This window comes from Enterobacter cloacae complex sp. P12RS (genome assembly GCF_014895875.1).
Classification (GTDB): Bacteria; Pseudomonadota; Gammaproteobacteria; order Enterobacterales; family Enterobacteriaceae; genus Enterobacter; species Enterobacter bugandensis.
Genome location: NZ_JADBQO010000008.1, coordinates 162,502 through 183,158 on the forward strand (window position 1 = coordinate 162,502; position 20,657 = coordinate 183,158).

A 20,657-nucleotide genomic window follows, 5' to 3' on the forward strand; every position below is an offset into this window, starting at 1 on the left:
GTGAACAACTACCTCTTTGTTTTACTTTTTTTGACGCTGTGGAGCTGTCAGACGCTGGCGGGCGTCCCTGCAGGAAGAAATTCCAGCGTAGGGATTAGCTACGACCGCGCGGTGCCGCCTGCGCGTTTTGATATCTGGGTCCATGAACCGAGCGGTTACGACACTATCGACCCGCAAAAATGGGGACGCAACACCCTGACCTGCGAGTCCCGCACCGACCCGACGAACGGAGCGTGTATGACAGCGCCGGTCTGGTTTACCGCGAACCCGGCCGCCCCCTACGCCATTACGCTGCGTTTTACCCACACGTCGACAAATAAAACAGCAGATGTGAAGGTCTATGGGGAAAAACATATGTTTATCAACAACAAAGTTTTCACCTTTGCCAGCTTTGTCAGCGGCGGTACCGGCGATCTCTCGGCCTGGAACCGGGAACCCTATTTTGATTTTTACATCGTTAAAGGCGAACTGGATAAGCTCGCCCAGCCGGGCATCTGGACCGCAACGTTGAAGCAGAACCTGCGCGAATGGGGAAGCGCCGACTGCGGGGGCAACTTTAACGATGTCAACGTCGGGTGTCCGGGCTACCTCACCATAGCCCGCTGGCAGGCGACGATACGCATTGAGGTGGTCGATCCGGGTAACCAGCAGATTTATCTGCCGGCGTTCCCCCACTCAACCCCGCTGGTTAACCTCAATCTGACCAATTTTCCGGGGCGGCCCGGCGGCAGCGAAATCCAGGGCGAGAGCGCGCTGGATATGTGCCTGTATGACGGCAAAAACAGCGCCAGCACGCGCGTCTATCTGCGCTTTGAGGATGACGGTTTAGCGGCCACGGGCCGTACTGAGGGAGCGTTTTCCGTCAGACGACGCGGTGGAAGCCAGACCGAAGCACGGGATCGGCTCGATTATCAGGTTACGGTGATCAACCCGGTAACGGGCGCAGCAGAAACCGCGGCGAATGCCAAAACGCTGATCTGGCAGGGCACTAATGACCCGCAATATCTGCGTCAGGTTGTGCTGCCGGGTGGACGGGAGAGCGTACTTTGTGTCCCCGCCCCCATCATTCTGAAAACGCCCGCGTTTGCTGCCAGCAGTAAAAATGCCGGGGATTACACCGGCACCCTACGCGTTATCTATACGCCCAGTACCTTATAAAGAGGCCATCGTGAGTTACGCCATCCTCGACAACAATCGTTTTTATGCCGAAGGGTTGCGCTACGCCCTTCTGCGCCGTAACGCTCAGACGCAGGTTTCGAGCGGTACGGTAAAGTGGTGCCGTTCGCTGCTGGCCTGCGACACCCTCGTTGTTCGCTGCCGCTTTTCCGTCGCGGGGACGCACCTGGCGCTGGTCGACATTCTTCTGGAGCTGGAAGCCAGGCGCTGGGAAGGAACGGTGTATCTGGTGTGCAATGAAAAAGGCTGGGCACTGGCTACCCATCTGCGAAAGCGGTTTGCCACGCTGACCTTATATATCATTGATGACCGGATTGCCGTTGCGGATGCGGCGTATCTGCTTGCCAGAGAGCCCCGCCGGGTGCGCACCCTGAATTGTTGCCTGACAGGCATGGAGTTCAACGTGCTCGACAGGCTGGTGAACGGACAATCGGTACGGCATGTCGCGCATATGACGCAGATGAGTGAAAAACAGGTGTCGACGTATAAATGCAACGCGCTAAAAAAGCTTAATGCCAACAATCTGCTCCAGCTTCTTCTGTAGGTCGAGGTTTCTCACGCCGCCCCTTATTTGCTAGACTAGGGGCGTTTTTTACTTTATCGACAGAGCACTATGTTCATTTTTGCAGGCCAGGAAATTGAGACCGATAGCGAAGGCTATCTGAAAGACACCACGCTATGGAGCGAGCCGCTGGCGGAGAAAATCGCCGAAAACGAAGGTATCGCCCTCTCCCCCGAACACTGGGAGGTGGTCCGTTTTGTGCGCGAGTTTTATCTCGAGTTCAACACCTCTCCGGCCATCCGCATGCTGGTCAAGGCGATGGCCAACAAATTTGGCGAAGAAAAAGGCAATAGCCGCTATCTGTATCGCCTGTTCCCGAAGGGCCCGGCAAAACAGGCCACCAAAATTGCCGGCCTTCCTAAACCGGTGAAGTGTATTTAATACCGAATACCGAAGTTCACATATTCCCTGCCGGGTTGATGCGGTTCCGTTAAGACCTTATCAACCCGGGCGCTGCGCGGCCCGCCTGCTTTCAGCCACGCCATCAGTTTTTCAACCTGCTCCGCGTCGCCGCAGGCGACCACCTCAACGCTGCCGTCGTCCATATTTCGCGCGTATCCCGTTAGCCCAAGCGTCATCGCTTCGCGCTGGGTGCTGTAGCGGAACCCGACGCCCTGAACAACGCCGTGGACCCAGGCAATGGTGCAGACTTTTGACATTTTTCTTCTCCTTAACGTAGCGTTTTCGGTAAACAGCCATAGTGCTGCCGGAAACGGGCGGTGAAACGAGAGCTGGAAAGATACCCATATTGTAATGCGATTTCACCGATCGGTAAGCGAGTCGACTGTAACTGTGACAGCGCCACGGCCATTCTCACCTCCTCCACGATCTGCCGAAACGCTCAACGACATCCGCAGATGATTGCGCCTGGCTGAATGTGCTACTCTACGCGCCATTTCCCTGAAATCGACAGAACAGCAAATTATGAGTGTACGTTTAGTGTTAGCCAAAGGGCGCGAGAAGTCATTACTGCGCCGTCATCCCTGGGTCTTTTCCGGCGCGGTTGCCCGTATGGAAGGCAAAGCCAGCCTCGGTGAAACCATTGATATTGTTGACCATCAGGGGAAATGGTTAGCGCGAGGCGCTTACTCGCCAGCGTCTCAGATCCGCGCACGCGTCTGGACCTTCGATAAAGACGAAACCATCGACATTGACTTCTTCGTCCGCCGCCTGCAGCAGGCGCAGCAGTGGCGCGAGTGGCTGGCAAAGCGCGACGGGCTGGACAGCTATCGCCTGATTGCCGGTGAGTCCGACGGCCTGCCGGGCGTGACCATCGATCGCTTCGGCAACTTCCTGGTGCTGCAGCTCCTCAGCGCAGGGGCGGAATACCAGCGTGCCGCGCTGATTAGCGCCCTGCAAACCCTGTTCCCGGAATGCGCTATTTACGACCGCAGCGACGTGGCGGTGCGCAAAAAAGAGGGCATGGAGCTGACGCAGGGCCCGGTCACGGGTGAACTGCCGCCTGCCCTGCTGCCGATTGAAGAGCACGGTATGAAGCTGCTGGTGGATATTCAGGGCGGGCACAAAACGGGTTACTACCTTGACCAGCGTGACAGCCGCCTGGCTACGCGTCAGTACGTTGCCGACAAACGCGTGCTGAACTGCTTCTCCTACACCGGCGGTTTTGCCGTTTCGGCGCTGATGGGCGGTTGTGCCCAGGTGGTCAGCGTGGATACCTCGCAGGAAGCGCTGGACGTGGCAAAACAGAACGTCGAGCTGAACAAACTGGACTTGAGCAAAGCCGAGTTTGTTCGCGACGACGTCTTCAAGCTGCTGCGTAAATATCGCGATCAGGACGAGAAGTTCGACGTCATCGTGATGGATCCGCCAAAGTTTGTGGAAAACAAAAGCCAACTGATGGGCGCCTGCCGTGGGTATAAGGATATCAACATGCTGGCCATCCAGCTGCTGAACCCGGGCGGGGTGCTGCTCACCTTCTCCTGCTCCGGGCTGATGACCACCGATTTATTCCAAAAAATCATCGCCGATGCCGCAATAGATGCTGGTCGTGATGTACAATTTATAGAGCAGTTCCGTCAGGCAGCCGATCACCCCGTGATTGCTACCTACCCGGAAGGACTGTATCTGAAAGGGTTTGCCTGTCGCGTCATGTAACTTGAAAAGAGAAATATTGCCCGCACTTAATGTGTAAGTCGTATTTCCCGGGAGGTGACTATGATTGCCAGCAAATTCGGTATCGGCCAGCAGGTCCGCCACACTTTGCTTGGGTATTTGGGTGTGGTCGTGGATATCGACCCGGAGTATTCCCTTGATGAACCGTCAGCGGACGAACTGGCGGTGAACGCAGAGCTTCGCGCTGCACCCTGGTACCATGTGGTGATGGAAGGTGACGACGGACAACCCGTACATACCTACCTTGCCGAAGCGCAGCTAAGTAGCGAGCTGCAGGAAGAGCATCCGGAACAACCCACGATGGATGAACTTGCTCAGACTATCCGCAAACAGTTACAGGCTCCGCGCCTGCGGAACTAAGCGTGTAAAAAAAGCCCGATGAACGGGCTTTTTTTTTATTACTTCGCCAGCCCCAGACGGGGGATATCGATCGCCGGACAGCGATCCATAACCACCTTCAATCCCGCATCCCGCGCCAGCACAGCAGCCTGCTCGTTAATCACGCCCAGCTGCATCCACAATGTTTTCGCCCCGACGGCAATCGCGTCCTGCGCTACTTCCCACGCCGCCTCGGAATTACGGAAGACATCGACCATATCAATTTTTTCCGGCACGTCAGCGAGCGTGGCATAACCCTGCTGGCCCAGTAAGGTTTTACCCGCCACTTTTGGCGACACCGGGATGACGTGATAGCCCTGATCGAGAAGGTATTTCATCACCCGATAGCTGGGACGGTCGGGTTTATCGCTCGCGCCCACCAGCGCAATGGTACGCGTGGATGTCAGAATCTCGGCAATATCGTTCTCTTTCATGGTTTTTCTCCTGGCTTTTTTAAAAGTGTACGCCAAAGCGCACATCTCAACCATCCATCCCATACAGATGTATGAGGGCAAAACGGCAAAATATGTCTATATGTTAGTAAACGTGATTATCGAAAGATTTAGATACATTAATGCGGCGACAGTATCTCTGACGGGAGCCTTCTATGAAAACCGGTTTTGCCACTGCTCTGATTGCGTTAGCGATGCCGGTTTGCGTTTTTGCCACCACGCTTCGGCTCTCTGGCGACATTGATCTTCTGGTTCTGGACGGGAAAAAGGTTTCCAGCTCCTTATTGCGCGGGGCTGACAGCATTGAGTTAGATAACGGGCCGCATCAGCTGGTGTTCCGGGTCGAAAAAGCGATCGGCCTGACTAACCATGAGCAGCGGATGTACATCTCTCCGCCGCTGATTGTCAGCTTTAATACCCGGCAAGTCAGTCAGGTGAACATTACCCTGCCTCGCCTTGAAACGGAGAAGGAATCAGCGGCCTTCGACGCCTCGCCGCGCGTTGAGCTGCTGGACGGGAATGCAATGCCGATCCCGGTCAAGCTGGATATTCTGGCGTTGACCAGCGCCACAAAAAGCCCGGACTACGAGGCCGCAACGCAGGTCTATAACAAAGCCGGCAAACGCGCCTCCCTTCCGCAGTTTGCTACCATGATGGCGGACGACAGTACGCTGCTATCCGGCGTCTCGGAACTGGACGTCATTCCACCGCAGTCCCAGAGCCTGACGGAACAGCGCCTTAAATTCTGGTTCCAGCAGGCCGATCCCGACACGCGGGCCCGGTTTTTACAGTGGGCAAAGCAACAACCTTCATCTTAAGCCACATTTTTTACGCCTTTCTCTTGCAGCGTCAGACGGTTCCCGTCATCGTGTAGTCAGTTAACCTGATGGATATGATTATGGAACTGACAACACGCACGCTGCCTGAACGCAAACACATTGCGCTGGTGGCGCACGATCACTGTAAACAAATGCTGCTTAACTGGGTTCGCCGCCATCAGCCGCTGCTGGAAAAGCATGCCCTCTCGGCGACCGGCACTACCGGTAACCTGATCCAGCGCGAAACGGGTCTGGAGGTGAATGCGATGCTGAGCGGCCCGATGGGCGGCGATCAGCAGGTCGGGGCGCAGATTTCCGAAGGGAAAATTGATGTGCTGATCTTCTTCTGGGATCCGCTGAATGCGGTTCCGCACGATCCGGATGTCAAAGCGCTGCTGCGTCTGGCAACGGTGTGGAATATTCCGGTGGCGACGAACCTGTCAACGGCGGATTTTATCATTGAATCACCGCAGTTTAACTCGCCGGTTGAGATCCTTATTCCGGACTATCAGCGCTATCTTTCCGAGAGACTGAAGTAGCTTTTTTTGCCGGGTGGCGGCTACGCCTTACCCGGCCTGGAAATCTTGCCTGACGCCGTTATGGCTTCCGCGCCACCGGCACATCAATACTCTTCAATATATCGACAAACACGGATGGCTCCTCTTTATTGAACAGCAGCCACACGCGGTGACGCGCGCGGGTGATGGCCACGTACAGCAAACGCCGCTCTTCGGCATCCGGGAAGTCTTCCGGCACCGGCAGCAGGGCCTCTTCCATGACCGACTCGCGGGCCGGAGCCGGGAATCCGTCGCTGCCCTCTTTCAGCCCCACCACAATCACATAATCGGCCTGCTGCCCTTTGCTGGCGTGAATGGTCATAAATTCAAGCTGCAGTTTCGGCCAGCGGGTAGCGGCTTTTTCCAGCGCAGCAGGCTTAAGGTGATGATAACGCGCCAGCACCAGGATACGTTCATCGGGTTTCGCATAGCCGCTGAGCTTGTCCAGCAGCGGCTCCAGCTGGTCATCCGCCAGCAGGGTGACCGCTTTTTTATCCCCTGCCCGCAGGCTGTTTAGCGGCTTGGCCAGCTGGTGCGGGTTCTGCTGGATAAAGCGGTTGGCGATCTCACCAATCCGTGAATTGAAGCGGTAGGTCGTGTCCAGATCGCTACGGTCGCCTTCGCCAAAATAGTGGTGGAAGGCGGTCGTCAGCGAGAGCTGCGCCCCGCTGAAACGGTAGATGGCCTGCCAGTCGTCCCCCACCGCGAACAGCGAGGTATGTTTATTTTGCGCCCGCAGCGCCGAGAGCAGTGCCGCACGCTGGGGTGAGATATCCTGGAACTCATCCACCAGAATATGCTTCCACGGGCTGACAAAGCGCCCCTTCTCCAGAATAACGATCGCCTGATGGATAAGACCGGAGAAATCAACGGCATTTTCCTCTTTCAGCGCGGTTTTCCAGGCTTTCAATAGCGGAGCCATCAGCTTGACCCGTTTTGAAAACAGATCGCGGATCGCCTCCGGCGCGCTTTCAATCATCTCTGCCTGCGAGCCGCCGTGCATCCGCATCAGGCTGACCCAGCGGTCAAGACGCGAGCCGAGCCGACGCGCCAGTTTTTCATCCTGCCAGAAGCTGCCCTCCGGCACCTCCCAGTTGAGTTCCTCTTCCAGCCATTGACGCCACCCTTTCGCCTGCGCCTTTTTCTCACTGCACTGCTGACGCCACGTTTTAATAAACAACGCCTGTCGCGCCTGCGCGTCGTTTTCCAGTTTACTGATGGCAGGCACTTTTTTACTGCCCTGCTGAATGATATGCAGCGCGAGGGCATGGAAGGTTCTGGCGGTAATATCCCGGGTGTGCAGCCTTTCCTGGATGCGTTCGTCCATCTCCTGTGCCGCCTTACGGCCAAAAGCCAGAAGCAGGATCTGATCGGCAACGGCCTCCCCGATGGTGAGAAGCCAGCCCGCACGCGCCACCAGCACCGACGTTTTACCGCTTCCGGCCCCCGCCAGCACCAGCAGCGACTGCTCGCCGTTCACCACCGCGCGCGCCTGAGCAGGGTTGAGCGGTGAAGACTCCACCGTACTGAAAAAGTCGGCGTATTGGGTGAGCATGGCGTCCGTCCAGGCCTGATTATGCGCCAGCCGGCTTTTATCCATATCGTTCAGCCAGGCCTGGCACTGACGCCAGGCATCGCGACAATTGTCGAACTCATCAAGACGCGTCACGGAGAGCGGCAGCGCCGAAAGTGCCTGTCGAATCTTTTGCTGCAGACCGGCGGTCTGCTGGCGCGTCAGCCACGTTTGCTGCGCGTTGCTTTGCGCGATATCGTCCAGCACCTGCTGCAGCACCTGAGCGGCAATCACGCTCATGTCGTGGCTCCACTGCTGCCAGAGCGCGTTCAGGTGATGGTGGAAACGCTGGGTTTCCGCCCACTCGGTACCGTGAAGGCGCACGACTTTGTCGTCAGGCAGAACGAACTCGAGCTCGCCCCACACCAGCCCGCGCTTGCAGTGAATAGCCAGAAGCTGATTAAACGGAATAAGGTATTCGTGGCGTTCTCCGGAGACTTTAACCCCGGCGTTGAGCAGAACAACTCTGTCATAGGGGTGTTGCGCCAGGCGTTTGCCTAAAGAAGTTGCTTTCAGTTCCATGTCCCGCCAAATCCACGAAGAGATAATTTACCTGACAGTTTAACTGCCAGTTTTAAGGTGCTCCAGCCTAAAAAAACGTTACAATCATTGGGCGTTAATTTATCGAAAGGAAGTGAGGGTTTATGCGTACCGTTCTGAATGTGTTGAATTTTGTGCTGGGCGGTTTTGCCACCACCCTTTCCTGGCTTTTTGCCACGCTGGTGAGCATCGTCCTGATCTTCACCCTTCCCCTGACCCGTTCCTGCTGGGAAATCACGAAACTCTCGTTCATCCCCTACGGTAATGAAGCTATCCACGTTAACGAGCTGAACCCGGAGAGCAAGAGCGCCCTGATGAATACAGGGGGAACTTTGCTGAACATTCTGTGGCTGATTTTCTTCGGCTGGTGGCTGTGCATCATGCATATTTTTGCCGGTATTGCGCAGTGCATCTCAATAATTGGTATTCCGGTCGGGCTCGCGAACTTTAAGATCGCCGCCATCGCCCTTTGGCCCGTCGGGCGCAGGGTGGTTCCGGTCGAAGTGGCCCAGGCGGCGCGTGAAGCGAACGCACGTCGTCGTTTTCAGTAAATAAGGGCTGGCCGCGTTTATGCTAAGTCCACTGCTTCGCCGTTATACCTGGAACAGCGCCTGGCTCTACAACGTCAGGATATTTATCGCGCTTTGCGGCACGGCTGCCCTGCCGTGGTGGCTGAATGATGTCAAGCTCACCATCCCGCTCACGCTGGGGGTGGTGGCCGGAGCGCTGGCGGATCTGGACGATCGCCTGGCCGGGCGTTTGCGGAATCTGGTCATTACGCTCGTCTGTTTTTTTATCGCCTCCGCGTCCGTTGAGTTACTTTTCCCCTGGCCGTGGCTGTTTGCCCTTGGCCTTACACTCTCCACCAGCGGGTTTATTTTGCTGGGCGGTCTGGGGCAGCGCTATGCCACTATCGCCTTTGGGGCCCTGCTGATCGCCATCTACACCATGCTGGGCGTTTCCCTGTACGACCAGTGGTATCAGCAGCCTGTGCTGCTGCTGTTGGGCGCCATCTGGTATAACCTGCTGACGTTAACCGGCCACTTAATCTTCCCGGTTCGTCCTCTGCAGGATAACCTTGCCCGCAGCTATGAGCAGCTAGCCCATTATCTGGAACTGAAATCCCGGCTGTTCGACCCGGATATTGAGGAAGAAAGCCAGGCGCCGCTTTACGATCTGGCGCTGGCAAACGGCCAGCTGGTCGCCACCCTTAACCAGACGAAAGCCTCGCTGCTTACCCGTCTGCGCGGGGATCGCGGCCAGCGCGGCACGCGCAGAACCTTGCACTACTATTTTGCCGCTCAGGACATTCATGAGCGCGCCAGCTCCTCACACGTTCAGTATGCCGCCCTGCGCGAGAAGTTCCGCTACAGCGACGTCATGTTCCGCTTTCAGCGCCTGCTGTCCATGCAGTCACAGGCATGCCAGCAGCTCGCGCGCTCCATTCTTTTGCGCACGCCCTATCAGCACGACTCCCGCTTCGAACGCGTGTTTAGCCATCTTGATGCGGCGCTCGACCGCGTGCAGGCCAGCGGAACGTCACCGGAACAGATCAAAGCGCTGGGTTTTCTGCTCAACAACCTGCGGGCGATTGATGCTCAGTTGGCGACGATTGAGTCCGAGCAGGCGATGGCACTGCCGGGCAGCGAGGTGGATAACCAGCTTGCAGATGACAGCGTGCACAGCGTGAGCGATATGTGGCTAAGGCTGAGCCGCAACTTCACGCCGGAGTCGGCGCTGTTTCGTCACGCGGTGCGAATGTCCCTGGTCTTATGCGTGGGGTATGCTTTTATCCAGATAACCGGTTTGCACCACGGCTACTGGATCCTGCTGACCAGCCTGTTTGTCTGTCAGCCGAACTATAACGCCACCCGACACCGCCTGGCATTGCGTATTATCGGCACCCTGGTCGGCGTCGCCATTGGCCTTCCGGTGCTCTATTTCGTGCCGTCCATTGAAGGACAGCTGATCCTGATCGTGATCACCGGCGTGCTGTTCTTCGCGTTTCGCAACGTGCAGTACGCCCATGCCACAATGTTCATCACGCTGCTGGTTCTGCTCTGCTTTAACCTGCTGGGTGAAGGGTTCGAGGTCGCCCTGCCCCGCGTACTCGATACCCTGATTGGCTGCGCTATCGCCTGGGCCGCCGTCAGCTTTATCTGGCCGGACTGGCGTTTCCGTAATCTACCGCGCGTGTTAGACAGGGCTATGAACGCCAACTGCCGATACCTGGACGCCATCCTTGAGCAGTATCATCAGGGCCGCGATAACCGCCTGGCTTACCGGATAGCGCGCCGCGATGCGCACAACAGCGATGCGGAACTGGCCTCGGTGGTCTCTAACATGTCAACGGAGCCTCGCGCCACGGCCGAGATTCGTGAGACGGCTTTCCGGCTGCTCTGCCTGAACCATACCTTCACCAGCTATATTTCCACGCTGGGCGCCCACCGCGAAAAACTCACCAACCCGGGCATCCTCAATCTGCTGGATGACGCGGTCTGTTATGTCGATGATGCACTGCATCACCGGCCAGCCGATGAACCGCGCGTGAGACAGGCGCTGGATGAACTTACCCAACGTATTGCGCATCTTGAGCCCGGTAACGACAGCAAAGCGCCTCTGGTGTTACAGCAGATTGGCCTGCTCATCGCCCTGCTGCCAGAAATTTGCCGGCTGCAACAGCAAATCGCTACCTGGAGGAGTGATTCTCCAGTGGCTCAGGCAGCGCATTAAACCACTCCGTCAACTCCCGGCGAATGCCGGCCGGGAGTGCCGCCTCATGCAGCCCCTCGATCGCCCCTTCCAGCGCGAATAGCACTTTGATACTCAGCGCTTTATTTTTCGCCCGCATCTTCAGCCAGCTCTCCCTTGCGCCAAGCGCCCGCAGTGTTTCTTCGTTGGTGATGCCCGCTTCAAAGAGCAGCACTTCCAGCTGAAAGGTCAGGTTTGGCAGGTCCTTAAGTCGATTGCGCTGATGCCGCTGGTAACGCTCTTTTCTTGCCGCATTAAGTGCGAAAGTGGAGAGCTGAAGCAGACGCTCCCTGTCCTGCCATAGCCCGTCATCCACCCGGTAATAGTTGAGAAGCACCGGACGGCCCCGCTTCATCAGGGTCAAAAAAGACGCGGCATTTTTCACACAGTATTTCGCACTTTCTTCACAGGCGCGGAGGTAGAGCTCACCTTCTGACACCATGGCAAAAACCGCATCATCCACTGCCAGGGTATAGCCGCCGAACAGCGCGCGATGATGAATTTCACCCAGTGGTGACAGGTATTCCTGGGATTTATAAATCCGTTCATAAGATATCTTTTTCATGATATTTCCCTTCAAAATCATAAAGTAACAACGAAATTTCTTACTAGCGGATCCGTTAGCAGGAAAATAGGCAACTTAGCGTCGTTGAGCAAGATGATTTTTCGAAGGGCATCAACATTGAATGAATTTTGCGAGTCGCTTTCCGAAAATGAGGTTGATCTTTATGCATACAGGGGTTACTGTATATCCATACAGTAACTACAGGGCTGGAATGAATATGTACACTTCAGGCTATGCAAATCGCTCAACTTCTCTCTCCTCTACCGCGGGCACTGTCGCGCAGAACACCGTTGGGGGTGCTTCGACGGGGCTTATTAGTGAAGTGGTTTACCGTGAAGACCAGCCTCTGTTGACCCAACTCCTGCTGCTTCCGTTATTACAGCAGCTTGGTCAGCAATCACGCTGGCAGCTCTGGCTGACGCCACAGCAAAAACTGAGCCGCCAATGGGTGCAGTCTGCGGGCCTGCCGCTGGCAAAGGTTATGCAGATCAACCAGCTTTCTCCCTGCGATACCGTCGAATCGATGATTCGCGCGTTACGCACCGGAAATTACAGCGTGGTGATCGGGTGGTTACCGGAAGAATTGACGGAAGAGGAACATTTTCGTCTGACCGAAGCGGCTGAAGAAGGGAATGCGATCGGGTTTATCATGCGCCCGGTTCGTCCAGATTCTTATCGCAGAGGACAACTTTCTGGGCTAAAAATTCACTCAAATTTGTATCATTGAGTGAAATTAAGATTTTTCCTGGAATTTTTTTTGACCGCAGGATGCGGTTTTAGTTCCCGGCCTCAAAATTGCGGCAAGGCTTGTCTGGTGCGGTTCTCCTTAATTTTATTGCACAAAATTCGTTCTAAAAATGTTAAATAATAGGTATACGGAACTTTTTTTTTCATATGCCTGACAGACTTCACACTTGTAAGTTTTCAGCTACGTTGTAGACTTTACATCGCCAGGGGTGCTCGGCCTAAGCCGAAGATATCGGTAGATTTATATTTGACCACGCCCCCCGGTGAAGGATTTAACCGTGATTCTCTCTTGAGACCTTCATGGCGAATTTTGGATGATAACGAGGCGCAAAAAATGAAAAAGACAGCTATCGCGATTGCAGTGGCACTGGCTGGCTTCGCTACCGTAGCGCAGGCCGCTCCGAAAGATAATACCTGGTATGCAGGTGGTAAACTGGGCTGGTCTCAGTTCCATGACACTGGCTGGTACAACAGCAGCCTGAACAACGATGGCCCTACTCACGAGAGCCAGCTTGGTGCAGGTGCGTTCGGTGGCTATCAGGTTAACCCGTATGTTGGCTTTGAAATGGGTTACGACTGGTTAGGTCGTATGCCATACAAAGGCGACACCATCAATGGCGCTTTCAAAGCTCAGGGCGTTCAGCTGACCGCTAAACTGGGTTACCCAGTAACTGACGATCTGGACGTGTACACCCGTCTGGGCGGCATGGTATGGCGTGCAGACTCCAGCAACAACATCGCTGGCGACGACCATGACACTGGCGTTTCCCCAGTATTCGCTGGTGGCGTTGAGTGGGCTATGACCCGTGACATCGCTACCCGTCTGGAATACCAGTGGGTTAACAACATCGGTGACGGTGCTACCGTTGGCGTTCGTCCAGACAACGGCATGCTGAGCGTAGGTGTTTCCTACCGTTTCGGCCAGCAGGAAGATGCAGCACCAGTTGTTGCTCCAGCGCCGGCTCCAGCTCCAGAAGTACAGACCAAGCACTTCACTCTGAAGTCTGACGTTCTGTTCAACTTCAACAAAGCTACTCTGAAACCAGAAGGTCAGCAGGCACTGGATCAGCTGTACACCCAGCTGAGCAACCTGGATCCTAAAGACGGTTCTGTAGTGGTTCTGGGCTTCACCGACCGCATCGGTTCTGACGCTTACAACCAGAAACTGTCTGAGAAACGTGCTCAGTCTGTTGTTGATTACCTGATCTCTAAAGGTATCCCAGCTAACAAGATCTCCCCACGTGGTATGGGCGAATCTAACCCAGTTACTGGCAACACCTGTGACAACGTTAAAGCTCGCGCTGCACTGATCGACTGCCTGGCACCAGATCGTCGCGTAGAGATCGAAGTTAAAGGCGTTAAAGACGTTGTAACTCAGCCAGCGGCATAAGTTATCGTCTTATAAAAAAACCCCGCCATGCGGGGTTTTTTATTGTCTGAAGAAAACTAAAATCTATTTTTTGCCCAACAACGCCTGAAGGTCGTTTTTTAGCGACGACATCTGGTTGGCGTACTTCTCTTTATGTTCGGCATCCTCAATCAACTGCACGATGGTTTCCGACAGGGTCTTACCACGCCGTTGTGCCAGCCCGGCCAGACGCTGCCAGACCACGAACTCCAGGTCGATGGATTTTTTCCGGGTATGCTGATGCTCAGCATTAAAATGCCGTTTACGTCGCGCGCGGATAGTTTGCTTCATCCGGTTTAACAACGCAGGATTAATGTGCTTCTCAATCCAGCCATTGACCTGTACCGGTTCATTTTCGAGGGTCAGCAAAATATCCACGGCTTCTTGCGCAGCGCTGGCTTCGATGTAGCAGGTGATCAGCTCCCCTTCACGGTGCTTTTTGACCAGGTACTTCCATTTCCAGCCGCTTTCGAGATTTTCCAGTTGTTGATATTTCATTGCGATCTCAGTGTTACCACGTAACTCTGTTCAGAATATCAGTTTTTTAGCGATCTGCTGAAAAGAAATCATATCCTGTGAGTGACTGCAGCCAATCCGCCTGCTGAAACACCAATCCTGCTTGGGTAGAGCCCCCCGCTTACGGTATACTCCACTCTTTTACATCTGACTAAAAAACATCAACTTTGACCATTACGAAACTAGCATGGCGTGACCTTGTTCCGGATGCCGAGAGCTATCAGGAACTGTTTGCACAGCCCGATCTCGCAAAAGAACACGAATTCATCCTTAGCGATACGCAACCACGCTTACATTATGCGCTGGAGCAGACGTTAAGCCCGTGGGCGACATCGCCCTTCATGCTGCTGAAAGCCCCGGAAGAAGCGGAATATCTGTCGCTGCTTGGGGATGCCACGCGCCAGCTGCGGCCGGACACCACCGCGGTATTTGGCGGCCAGTATCGTATCGCGGGGCATAATATTACCTTCGGACCGGCGGACCAGGCCGACGGTCGTTTTGCTGCTAACGGCGAGGTAATTACCGCTAATTGGGTCGAGGCTGAACAGCTGTTTGGCTGTCTGCGTCAGTTTAACGGCGAGCTTTCCCTGCAGCCGGGGCTGGTGCATCGTGCAAACGGCGGCGTGCTCATCATCTCTCTGCGCACTTTGCTCTCGCAGCCGCTGCTGTGGATGCGTCTGAAAACCGTTGTGACCCAACAGCGCTTTGACTGGGTCGGTTACGACGAGTCTCGTCCTCTTCCTGTCTCCGTGCCGTCAATGCCGCTGTCGCTGACCGTCGTGTTGATGGGTGACCGCGAATCGCTGGCGGACTTCCAGGAGATGGAGCCGGAACTGGCCGAACAGGCAGTTTACAGCGAATACGAAGACAACATTCAGATTGCCGATGTGGACGACATGGCGCAGTGGTGTCAGTGGGTGATGGCCGTGGCGGAACGTTTTGCATTGCCAGCGCCTGCCGCCGACGCGTGGCCGGGTTTAATCCGCGAAGCTGTTCGCTATACCGGTGACCAGGAAACCTTGCCGCTCTGCCCGCTCTGGATCGGCAAGCAGCTGCGTGAAGTCGGTACGATCAGCGGTAACGGTGCGTTTACTGGCGAACAGCTCACGCAGATGCTGGCGCAGCGAGAGTGGCGCGAAGGCTATCTTGCTGACCGCATGCAGGATGAAATTCTGCTGGAACAAATTCTGGTCGAGACAGAAGGCGAACGCGTTGGGCAGATCAACGCCCTCTCGGTGATCGAGTTTCCTGGCCATCCGCGCGCGTTCGGTGAACCCTCGCGAATCAGCTGCGTTGTGCATATTGGCGACGGCGAGTTTACCGATATTGAACGCAAGGCCGAACTGGGCGGCAACATTCACGCCAAAGGCATGATGATCATGCAGGCATTTTTGATGTCTGAGCTGCAGCTTGAGCAGCAAATCCCCTTCTCCGCCTCGCTGACGTTTGAGCAGTCCTACAGCGAAGTGGATGGCGATAGTGCCTCAATGGCGGAGCTGTGCGCCTTAATCAGCGCCCTGGCGGACGTGCCGATCAACCAGAACATTGCTATTACCGGTTCGGTCGATCAATTTGGTCGTGCTCAGCCCGTTGGCGGTCTGAACGAAAAAATTGAAGGCTTCTTCTCTGTCTGTCAGCAGCGCGGTTTAAACGGCAAACAGGGTGTGATTATTCCGGCGCCTAACGTACGCCATCTCAGCCTGTGCCAGGATATTCTGGACGCGGTTGAACAGGAACAATTCGCCATCTGGGCCATCGAAGGGATTGAGGATGCACTACCCTTACTGACAAACCTGGTTTGGGATGGCGAAGGTCAGACAACTTTGATGCAGACTATCCAGGAGCGCATTGCTCAGGCGACGCAGCAGGATGCTCGCCATCGTTATCCATGGCCGTTACGCTGGCTGGGCTGGTTCAGTTCGAACTGATCGGACTTGTTCAGCGTACACGTGTTAGCTATCCTGCGTCCTTCACTAAAATAAGGCTTACTGAGAACATGGTAGATAAACGCGAATCCTATACAAAAGAAGATCTTCTTGCCTCTGGTCGCGGAGAACTGTTTGGCGCGAAAGGCCCACAGTTACCGGCCCCGAACATGCTGATGATGGACCGTGTCGTGAAAATGACCGAAACCGGCGGCAACTTCGATAAGGGTTACGTAGAAGCAGAACTCGATATCAACCCGGACCTGTGGTTCTTCGGTTGCCACTTTATTGGCGATCCGGTAATGCCTGGCTGCCTGGGCCTGGATGCCATGTGGCAGCTGGTTGGCTTCTATCTGGGCTGGCTGGGTGGTGAAGGTAAAGGCCGCGCGCTGGGCGTGGGCGAAGTGAAATTCACTGGTCAGGTTCTGCCTACGGCGAAGAAAGTCACCTATCGTATTCACTTCAAGCGCATCGTTAACCGTCGCCTGATTATGGGCCTGGCGGATGGCGAAGTGCTGGTAGACGGTCGTCTGATCTATACCGCGAACGACCTGAAAGTGGGTCTGTTCCAGGACACTTCCGCGTTCTGATATCGCTTTAAGCGACCCCGGAAAGGCGAAACCTCCGCAGTGCGGAGGTTTCTTTTTTTAAAGAGACGTTATCAGGCTATAAGTGCCCTGTCGCCGATGGCTTCTCGCCAGCCTCCAAGCCATTGTGACCTTTGATTTATCGTCTGATAAGGACACATTTCTTTCGAACGTCCAGCGATGCCGGCCTGATAACCACGTTGATGAGCCCGTTCCAGGCGATCTCGTTTCTGTCTCTTCATGCCTCGTTTCCCTCATTCTTTTGTCTGGTGGAAAGAAAACAGTGTCCGCGCCAGATGCGCAGGCACAGATAACGAATACCCCGAATTAGTCCCAGCGTCAATGTTCAAAATTCATACGGGTGTCATATTTGTGAGCTAGCCAGAAGATCATTTGTACAAAAATTGTGACCCGGCACAAGTAACAACCTGACGCAAAAACGAAAAAAAAACCGCAATCAGCACCAGGCCGATTGCGGTTTTTGACGATGAATTTTACTTATGGCAGTCGTGAAATTTCCCTGGCGATACTGGCTGACTCCTGCGCCCAACCCTGAGCCAGCACTTTCACCATTTCATCATAGCCATCCTTCTGCTGCTTTAGCTCCAGATGGAAAGGACGCTTAATCAGCTGTCCCTGATGATTCAACAGCCACTCGCCGCTGATGACAACGGCACCGTCATAACGGCCGTGGAAGCCCGTTACCGTGACGTTCAGCGTGTCCTGATCGCTTCCCAAAGGCTGGGAGGCAACAACCCAGCCCGGAAGCTGGCTGCCCAGATTCGCCACCAACGTATTGCGTAACTGCTGGTCCAGCGGGCTGGCCCACAGGTTGTTGTTGGCGATAACGTACTGTACATCGCTGGTCTGATAGACCACCCCGTTGCCGGCCAGGTAATCCGGAACGGCGACCTGCTCAACCCACAGCAGACGGTTACCCTGCGAGGCGGAACTTTGCGTAACCGCCTGCGTCACCAGAGGCAGCTGGTAGTAGCTTTTCGTTTCGCTCCCGGAGCTACAGGCCGTGAGTACCATCGCTCCTGCAATCGCTAGCCATTTTTTCATTGTTTCGCCCTCTTCGGCTCAGGATCCTTTTTATCTTTCGCTTCGAACACCAGCGCGTTGCTCTTCTCGTTGAGCGTTTTCAGAACCGGCTGCAGTTCACGCAAGACCTGATCGAGACGCTGCATATCTGCCACCATCTTGTTGTACGCCGCCGAGCCAGGCTGGAAGCCCTGCATACTGCGGTTCAGCTCGCGCAGCGTTTTCTGCATATCCTGCGGCAGCTGCTGCATACTCTGGTTTGCAGTGATCTTGTTGATGTTATCCAGCGTGGTCTGCAGGCGCTGCATTGTCGCCTGGCTTTGATGTAACGAACCTGTCGCCGCCTCAATCATTGGGTTCAGAGGCAGATTGTTAATTTTATCCAGCGTTTCCATGAGACGCTGCTGGATCTGGGCCAGACCGCTGCTTACCGTTGGGATGATCTTGTAACCACCAAATTCACGCATACCGGTAATCGGCGGCGCTTTTGGATAGAAGTCCATATCGACATACAGTGCGCCGGTCACCAGGTTACCGGTTTTCAACGAGCCGCGCAGACCGCGATTCATCAGGTCGGTGATGTGCTCGCCGATATCCTGATTCTCACCAATCTGGTTGATCAGGCGCTCAGGCTCAATGCGGATCAGCACCGGAATACGGTAATCATCATCAAGCATCTGCTTAAGGCCTGGAACAAAGTAAGGCACTTGTCCCACCGTCCCCAGACGAATACCGCGGAACTCAACGGGCGCCCCAGGCTGCAGGCCGCGAACAGAATCCTTAAAGAACATCAGGTAGTCGATGTGATCGGTATAGAGTGCATCCTGAATGCTTTTTTGATCGTCGAACAGGCGGAAAGCGGTGTTCTCCGCAACTGGCTGCCCCAGGTCCAGACCTTCGGGTACGTCAAAACTTACGCCGCCGCCAAACAGTGTTGTCAGCGAGCCCATTTCTACACGCATGCCCGCCGAGGTCAGATCCACCGCGATGCCGCTGTCTTTCCAGAAACGGACGTTGCTGGTAACCAGACGATCGTTAGGCGCATTGATGAACAGCTGATAGCTGATGGATCTTTTCTGAGGATCGAAGGTGCTCTTCTCCACCGAACCCACGCGATAGCCGCGGAAAAGTACCGGGTCGCCCGCCGTGAGCTGGCCCGCTTTTTTACTGTCGAGGATCACGCGGATACCTTTTGCATCAGGCGGTGCTAGCGGCGGTGAATCCAGAAGCTGGTACTGCGCCGGCTGGCTGCCTTTTGCACCCGGCTGCAGTTCGATGTAGGCACCTGAGAGCAGCGTTCCTAAGCCGCTGATCCCTTCACGTCCCACCTGCGGTTTAACCACCCAGAAAACAGAATCGCCGTGCAGGAGTTTTTCCATGCCGGCATTAAGACGCGCCTTAATCTCCACATGGGTTAAATCGTCGGTCAGGGTTGCGCTTTCCACCACGCCCACATCCACGCTGCGGCTTTTGATGGTCGTTTTACCGCCCTCAATTCCTTCGGCATTGGTGGTAATCAGCGTCACTTCCGGTCCCTGATGGCTGTAGTGATAAAACAGGATCCATGCACCGATCAGCGCGGTCACGATGGGGAAAATCCACACCGGCGACCAGTTTTTGACCTTCTGCACTTTCGCCTCTCCACTCTTATTTTCCATGCTCTTACTCTTCCTCATGGCTTGATTCAGGCTCACGATCCCACGATAAACGAGGGTCGAAGGTCATGGCCGCAAACATGGTCATAATCACCACCAGTGCAAACATTAAAGCCCCCATCGCGGGATAAATACTCATCAAACCGCCCATCCGCACCAGCGCAGAGAGAACGGCAATCACAAACACGTCGATCATTGACCAACGACCGACAAATTCGACCACTTCGTAAATCAGATGCATGCGTTCGCTGTCGCGTTTTCCGTGGCCTTTTGCATCCCAACAGAGCCAGGCAATGGCGATCATTTTTAAAGTGGGCACCATGATACTGGCGATGAAAATCACGCCGGCGACAGGATAGGATCCTTCGCTCCACAGCAGTATGACCCCGGCGAGGATCGTCGAGGGCATTTTATCGCCGAGCAAATCGGTGATCATAATCGGCAGAATATTAGCGGGCAGATACAGCATGACGGACGTGACCAGCAGTGCCATCGTCCACTGCAGGCTATTTTTACGGCGAACATGGCCCTTCGTTTCGCAGCGCGGACAAACCTCAAGATCGGCAGGCAGCACGGCGGTACAGCACGGACAAGAACGGAGCCCCTGGCGGATACCCGGCACGCCGACCTTCACCGTCTGCGCGAGCGTCGGTGCCGGGGCGATATCGTCCCAGGCCCAGCGCCTGTCCACGCACTGGAAAGCACGCAGCTGCAGGACACAGTACAGACACCAGGGAATAAAACTGCTGCCTATCCCCACGTCGCCGTACGCCATCAGCTTCACGAAACTGACCAGTATCCCTGCGAGAAAGATCTCGGCCATCCCCCAGCTTTTGAGCTGAAAAAGGATGCGCGCGAGCCGGATTTTCAGCGATGACGGCATCCTGACGCGGTTAACCAGCAGCAGGATGACGACCAGGCAAAACGCCGGGACTATCTGGACGAATAGCAGAAAAAAGGTGCCGAGGCTGGCGTAATCTTCCGAGAACATCACGCCCGGGATTTCAAGCAGATCCACCTGGCTTGTCATCCCGCCCACCTTCATATAGACGAAGGGGAAGAGATTGGAGAGCAGCAGCATGAACAGTGCTGCCAGCGCGTAAGCGGTGGGACGCTGCCGCGGCGCGTCCCACTCGGTTGTCAACGTCGCGCCACAGCGTGGACACTGGGCTTTATGTCCGTGACCAAGCTCTGGCAACGCCACGAGCATATCGCATTGCGAGCATAATATATGCCTGTCGGCATGGTGCTGGTCACACATATTTAATCC

At 55.2% G+C, this 20,657-nt stretch carries 22 protein-coding genes and 1 pseudogene; 13 read left to right on the forward strand and 10 right to left on the reverse strand.

What is annotated here, in order from left to right:
* The 3 genes from IM284_RS06470 (at position 1) to tusE (ending at position 2,119) form a co-directional block, all read left to right on the forward strand.
* The gene (locus IM284_RS06470; protein WP_052954322.1) at positions 1–1,158 is read left to right on the forward strand and encodes a CfaE/CblD family pilus tip adhesin; all 1,158 of its coding nucleotides are present in this window, start codon (positions 1–3) and stop codon (positions 1,156–1,158) included.
* Positions 1,159–1,168: 10 nt separating this feature from the next.
* Complete coding sequence (locus IM284_RS06475) at positions 1,169–1,720, forward strand: LuxR C-terminal-related transcriptional regulator (protein ID WP_047368231.1); 552 nt, start codon at positions 1,169–1,171, stop codon at positions 1,718–1,720.
* Between the two features lie 69 nt (positions 1,721–1,789).
* The gene (gene tusE / locus IM284_RS06480) at positions 1,790–2,119 is read left to right on the forward strand and encodes a sulfurtransferase TusE (protein ID WP_028012611.1); all 330 of its coding nucleotides are present in this window, start codon (positions 1,790–1,792) and stop codon (positions 2,117–2,119) included.
* On the opposite strand, the gene yccX is transcribed toward tusE, so the two are convergent.
* Together yccX and IM284_RS23725 are read right to left on the reverse strand one after the other, a co-directional pair.
* Positions 2,116–2,397, reverse strand: a complete 282-nt coding sequence (yccX, locus tag IM284_RS06485; protein ID WP_028012610.1) for an acylphosphatase — start codon at positions 2,395–2,397, stop codon at positions 2,116–2,118. The two genes, tusE and yccX, sit on opposite strands and share 4 nt — an antisense overlap.
* Positions 2,398–2,408: 11 nt before the next feature.
* Positions 2,409–2,640, reverse strand: a pseudogene (locus IM284_RS23725) (helix-turn-helix domain-containing protein); the annotation flags it as partial.
* A 22-nt stretch (positions 2,641–2,662) separates the two neighbouring features.
* Here IM284_RS23725 and rlmI point away from each other — a divergent pair.
* Together rlmI and hspQ are read left to right on the forward strand one after the other, a co-directional pair.
* A complete protein-coding gene (rlmI, locus tag IM284_RS06495; RefSeq protein ID WP_047368230.1) occupies positions 2,663–3,853 on the forward strand; it encodes a 23S rRNA (cytosine(1962)-C(5))-methyltransferase RlmI in 1,191 nt (396 codons plus the stop codon).
* A 60-nt stretch (positions 3,854–3,913) separates the two neighbouring features.
* On the forward strand, positions 3,914–4,231 hold the full coding sequence (gene hspQ / locus IM284_RS06500) for a heat shock protein HspQ (RefSeq protein ID WP_008499919.1): 318 nt from the start codon (positions 3,914–3,916) through the stop codon (positions 4,229–4,231).
* Between the two features lie 38 nt (positions 4,232–4,269).
* Here the strand turns inward: hspQ and IM284_RS06505 are convergent, their stop codons facing one another.
* Complete coding sequence (locus IM284_RS06505; protein WP_028012609.1) at positions 4,270–4,683, reverse strand: CoA-binding protein; 414 nt, start codon at positions 4,681–4,683, stop codon at positions 4,270–4,272.
* 173 nt (positions 4,684–4,856) lie between these two features.
* Here IM284_RS06505 and IM284_RS06510 point away from each other — a divergent pair, with 173 nt between their 5' ends.
* Both IM284_RS06510 and mgsA read left to right on the forward strand, forming a co-directional pair.
* On the forward strand, positions 4,857–5,519 hold the full coding sequence (locus tag IM284_RS06510; RefSeq protein WP_047368229.1) for a DUF2057 family protein: 663 nt from the start codon (positions 4,857–4,859) through the stop codon (positions 5,517–5,519).
* A gap of 80 nt (positions 5,520–5,599) precedes the next feature.
* Positions 5,600–6,058: a methylglyoxal synthase gene (mgsA, locus tag IM284_RS06515; RefSeq protein ID WP_041912035.1), complete on the forward strand. Its 459-nt coding sequence runs from the start codon at positions 5,600–5,602 to the stop codon at positions 6,056–6,058.
* A 58-nt stretch (positions 6,059–6,116) separates the two neighbouring features.
* Here the strand turns inward: mgsA and helD are convergent, their stop codons facing one another.
* The gene (gene helD, locus IM284_RS06520; protein ID WP_193055757.1) at positions 6,117–8,171 is read right to left on the reverse strand and encodes a DNA helicase IV; all 2,055 of its coding nucleotides are present in this window, start codon (positions 8,169–8,171) and stop codon (positions 6,117–6,119) included.
* A 122-nt stretch (positions 8,172–8,293) separates the two neighbouring features.
* Between helD and IM284_RS06525 the strand changes: the two genes are divergently transcribed.
* Both IM284_RS06525 and yccS read left to right on the forward strand, forming a co-directional pair.
* On the forward strand, positions 8,294–8,740 hold the full coding sequence (locus IM284_RS06525; protein ID WP_041910601.1) for a YccF domain-containing protein: 447 nt from the start codon (positions 8,294–8,296) through the stop codon (positions 8,738–8,740).
* Between the two features lie 19 nt (positions 8,741–8,759).
* Positions 8,760–10,922, forward strand: a complete 2,163-nt coding sequence (gene yccS / locus IM284_RS06530; protein ID WP_041910602.1) for a YccS family putative transporter — start codon at positions 8,760–8,762, stop codon at positions 10,920–10,922.
* Here the strand turns inward: yccS and IM284_RS06535 are convergent.
* Positions 10,879–11,505, reverse strand: coding sequence for a TfoX/Sxy family DNA transformation protein (locus IM284_RS06535; protein ID WP_041910603.1), 627 nt, complete (start codon positions 11,503–11,505; stop codon positions 10,879–10,881). The genes yccS and IM284_RS06535 overlap by 44 nt on opposite strands.
* A 217-nt stretch (positions 11,506–11,722) precedes the next feature.
* Between IM284_RS06535 and sulA the strand changes: the two genes are divergently transcribed.
* A complete protein-coding gene (gene sulA / locus IM284_RS06540) occupies positions 11,723–12,232 on the forward strand; it encodes an SOS-induced cell division inhibitor SulA (protein ID WP_041910604.1) in 510 nt (169 codons plus the stop codon).
* Between the two features lie 354 nt (positions 12,233–12,586).
* On the forward strand, positions 12,587–13,642 hold the full coding sequence (gene ompA / locus IM284_RS06545; protein ID WP_108780329.1) for a porin OmpA: 1,056 nt from the start codon (positions 12,587–12,589) through the stop codon (positions 13,640–13,642).
* Positions 13,643–13,705: 63 nt separating this feature from the next.
* Here the strand turns inward: ompA and matP are convergent, their stop codons facing one another.
* Positions 13,706–14,158: a macrodomain Ter protein MatP gene (gene matP / locus IM284_RS06550; protein WP_023332611.1), complete on the reverse strand. Its 453-nt coding sequence runs from the start codon at positions 14,156–14,158 to the stop codon at positions 13,706–13,708.
* A 185-nt stretch (positions 14,159–14,343) separates the two neighbouring features.
* On the opposite strand from matP, the gene IM284_RS06555 reads away from it, so the two are divergent.
* Together IM284_RS06555 and fabA are read left to right on the forward strand one after the other, a co-directional pair.
* Entirely contained in the window at positions 14,344–16,104 is a 1,761-nt protein-coding gene (locus IM284_RS06555) for a Lon protease family protein (protein WP_047368228.1), read from the forward strand.
* A gap of 68 nt (positions 16,105–16,172) precedes the next feature.
* Positions 16,173–16,691: a bifunctional 3-hydroxydecanoyl-ACP dehydratase/trans-2-decenoyl-ACP isomerase gene (fabA, locus tag IM284_RS06560; RefSeq protein WP_000227926.1), complete on the forward strand. Its 519-nt coding sequence runs from the start codon at positions 16,173–16,175 to the stop codon at positions 16,689–16,691.
* 71 nt (positions 16,692–16,762) lie between these two features.
* On the opposite strand, the gene rmf is transcribed toward fabA, so the two are convergent.
* From rmf to pqiA, 4 genes are all read right to left on the reverse strand, one after another.
* Complete coding sequence (rmf, locus tag IM284_RS06565) at positions 16,763–16,930, reverse strand: ribosome modulation factor (RefSeq protein WP_013097261.1); 168 nt, start codon at positions 16,928–16,930, stop codon at positions 16,763–16,765.
* Between the two features lie 256 nt (positions 16,931–17,186).
* Entirely contained in the window at positions 17,187–17,753 is a 567-nt protein-coding gene (gene pqiC, locus IM284_RS06570; protein ID WP_028012599.1) for a membrane integrity-associated transporter subunit PqiC, read from the reverse strand.
* Positions 17,750–19,390 carry an intermembrane transport protein PqiB gene (gene pqiB / locus IM284_RS06575; RefSeq protein WP_028012598.1) on the reverse strand — a complete coding sequence of 547 codons (1,641 nt, stop codon included), beginning with the start codon at positions 19,388–19,390 and terminating at the stop codon, positions 17,750–17,752. The genes pqiC and pqiB overlap by 4 nt, the downstream gene beginning before the upstream one ends.
* A 4-nt stretch (positions 19,391–19,394) precedes the next feature.
* Positions 19,395–20,648, reverse strand: a complete 1,254-nt coding sequence (gene pqiA, locus IM284_RS06580) for a membrane integrity-associated transporter subunit PqiA (RefSeq protein WP_028012597.1) — start codon at positions 20,646–20,648, stop codon at positions 19,395–19,397.
* Positions 20,649–20,657: the final 9 nt, after the last annotated feature.

Coding starts and splice junctions, on each gene's coding strand:
- IM284_RS06510 (WP_047368229.1), top strand. CDS start 4,857: ATGAAAACCGGTTTTGCCACTGCTCTGATTGCGTTAGCGATGCCGGTT.
- pqiA (WP_028012597.1), bottom strand. CDS start 20,648: ATGTGTGACCAGCACCATGCCGACAGGCATATATTATGCTCGCAATGC.
- IM284_RS06535 (WP_041910603.1), bottom strand. CDS start 11,505: ATGAAAAAGATATCTTATGAACGGATTTATAAATCCCAGGAATACCTG.
- pqiB (WP_028012598.1), bottom strand. CDS start 19,390: ATGGAAAATAAGAGTGGAGAGGCGAAAGTGCAGAAGGTCAAAAACTGG.
- yccS (WP_041910602.1), top strand. CDS start 8,760: ATGCTAAGTCCACTGCTTCGCCGTTATACCTGGAACAGCGCCTGGCTC.
- matP (WP_023332611.1), bottom strand. CDS start 14,158: ATGAAATATCAACAACTGGAAAATCTCGAAAGCGGCTGGAAATGGAAG.
- helD (WP_193055757.1), bottom strand. CDS start 8,171: ATGGAACTGAAAGCAACTTCTTTAGGCAAACGCCTGGCGCAACACCCC.
- yccX (WP_028012610.1), bottom strand. CDS start 2,397: ATGTCAAAAGTCTGCACCATTGCCTGGGTCCACGGCGTTGTTCAGGGC.
- fabA (WP_000227926.1), top strand. CDS start 16,173: ATGGTAGATAAACGCGAATCCTATACAAAAGAAGATCTTCTTGCCTCT.
- IM284_RS06505 (WP_028012609.1), bottom strand. CDS start 4,683: ATGAAAGAGAACGATATTGCCGAGATTCTGACATCCACGCGTACCATT.
- ompA (WP_108780329.1), top strand. CDS start 12,587: ATGAAAAAGACAGCTATCGCGATTGCAGTGGCACTGGCTGGCTTCGCT.
- pqiC (WP_028012599.1), bottom strand. CDS start 17,753: ATGAAAAAATGGCTAGCGATTGCAGGAGCGATGGTACTCACGGCCTGT.
- sulA (WP_041910604.1), top strand. CDS start 11,723: ATGTACACTTCAGGCTATGCAAATCGCTCAACTTCTCTCTCCTCTACC.
- IM284_RS06525 (WP_041910601.1), top strand. CDS start 8,294: ATGCGTACCGTTCTGAATGTGTTGAATTTTGTGCTGGGCGGTTTTGCC.
- rmf (WP_013097261.1), bottom strand. CDS start 16,930: ATGAAGAGACAGAAACGAGATCGCCTGGAACGGGCTCATCAACGTGGT.
- hspQ (WP_008499919.1), top strand. CDS start 3,914: ATGATTGCCAGCAAATTCGGTATCGGCCAGCAGGTCCGCCACACTTTG.
- rlmI (WP_047368230.1), top strand. CDS start 2,663: ATGAGTGTACGTTTAGTGTTAGCCAAAGGGCGCGAGAAGTCATTACTG.
- tusE (WP_028012611.1), top strand. CDS start 1,790: ATGTTCATTTTTGCAGGCCAGGAAATTGAGACCGATAGCGAAGGCTAT.
- mgsA (WP_041912035.1), top strand. CDS start 5,600: ATGGAACTGACAACACGCACGCTGCCTGAACGCAAACACATTGCGCTG.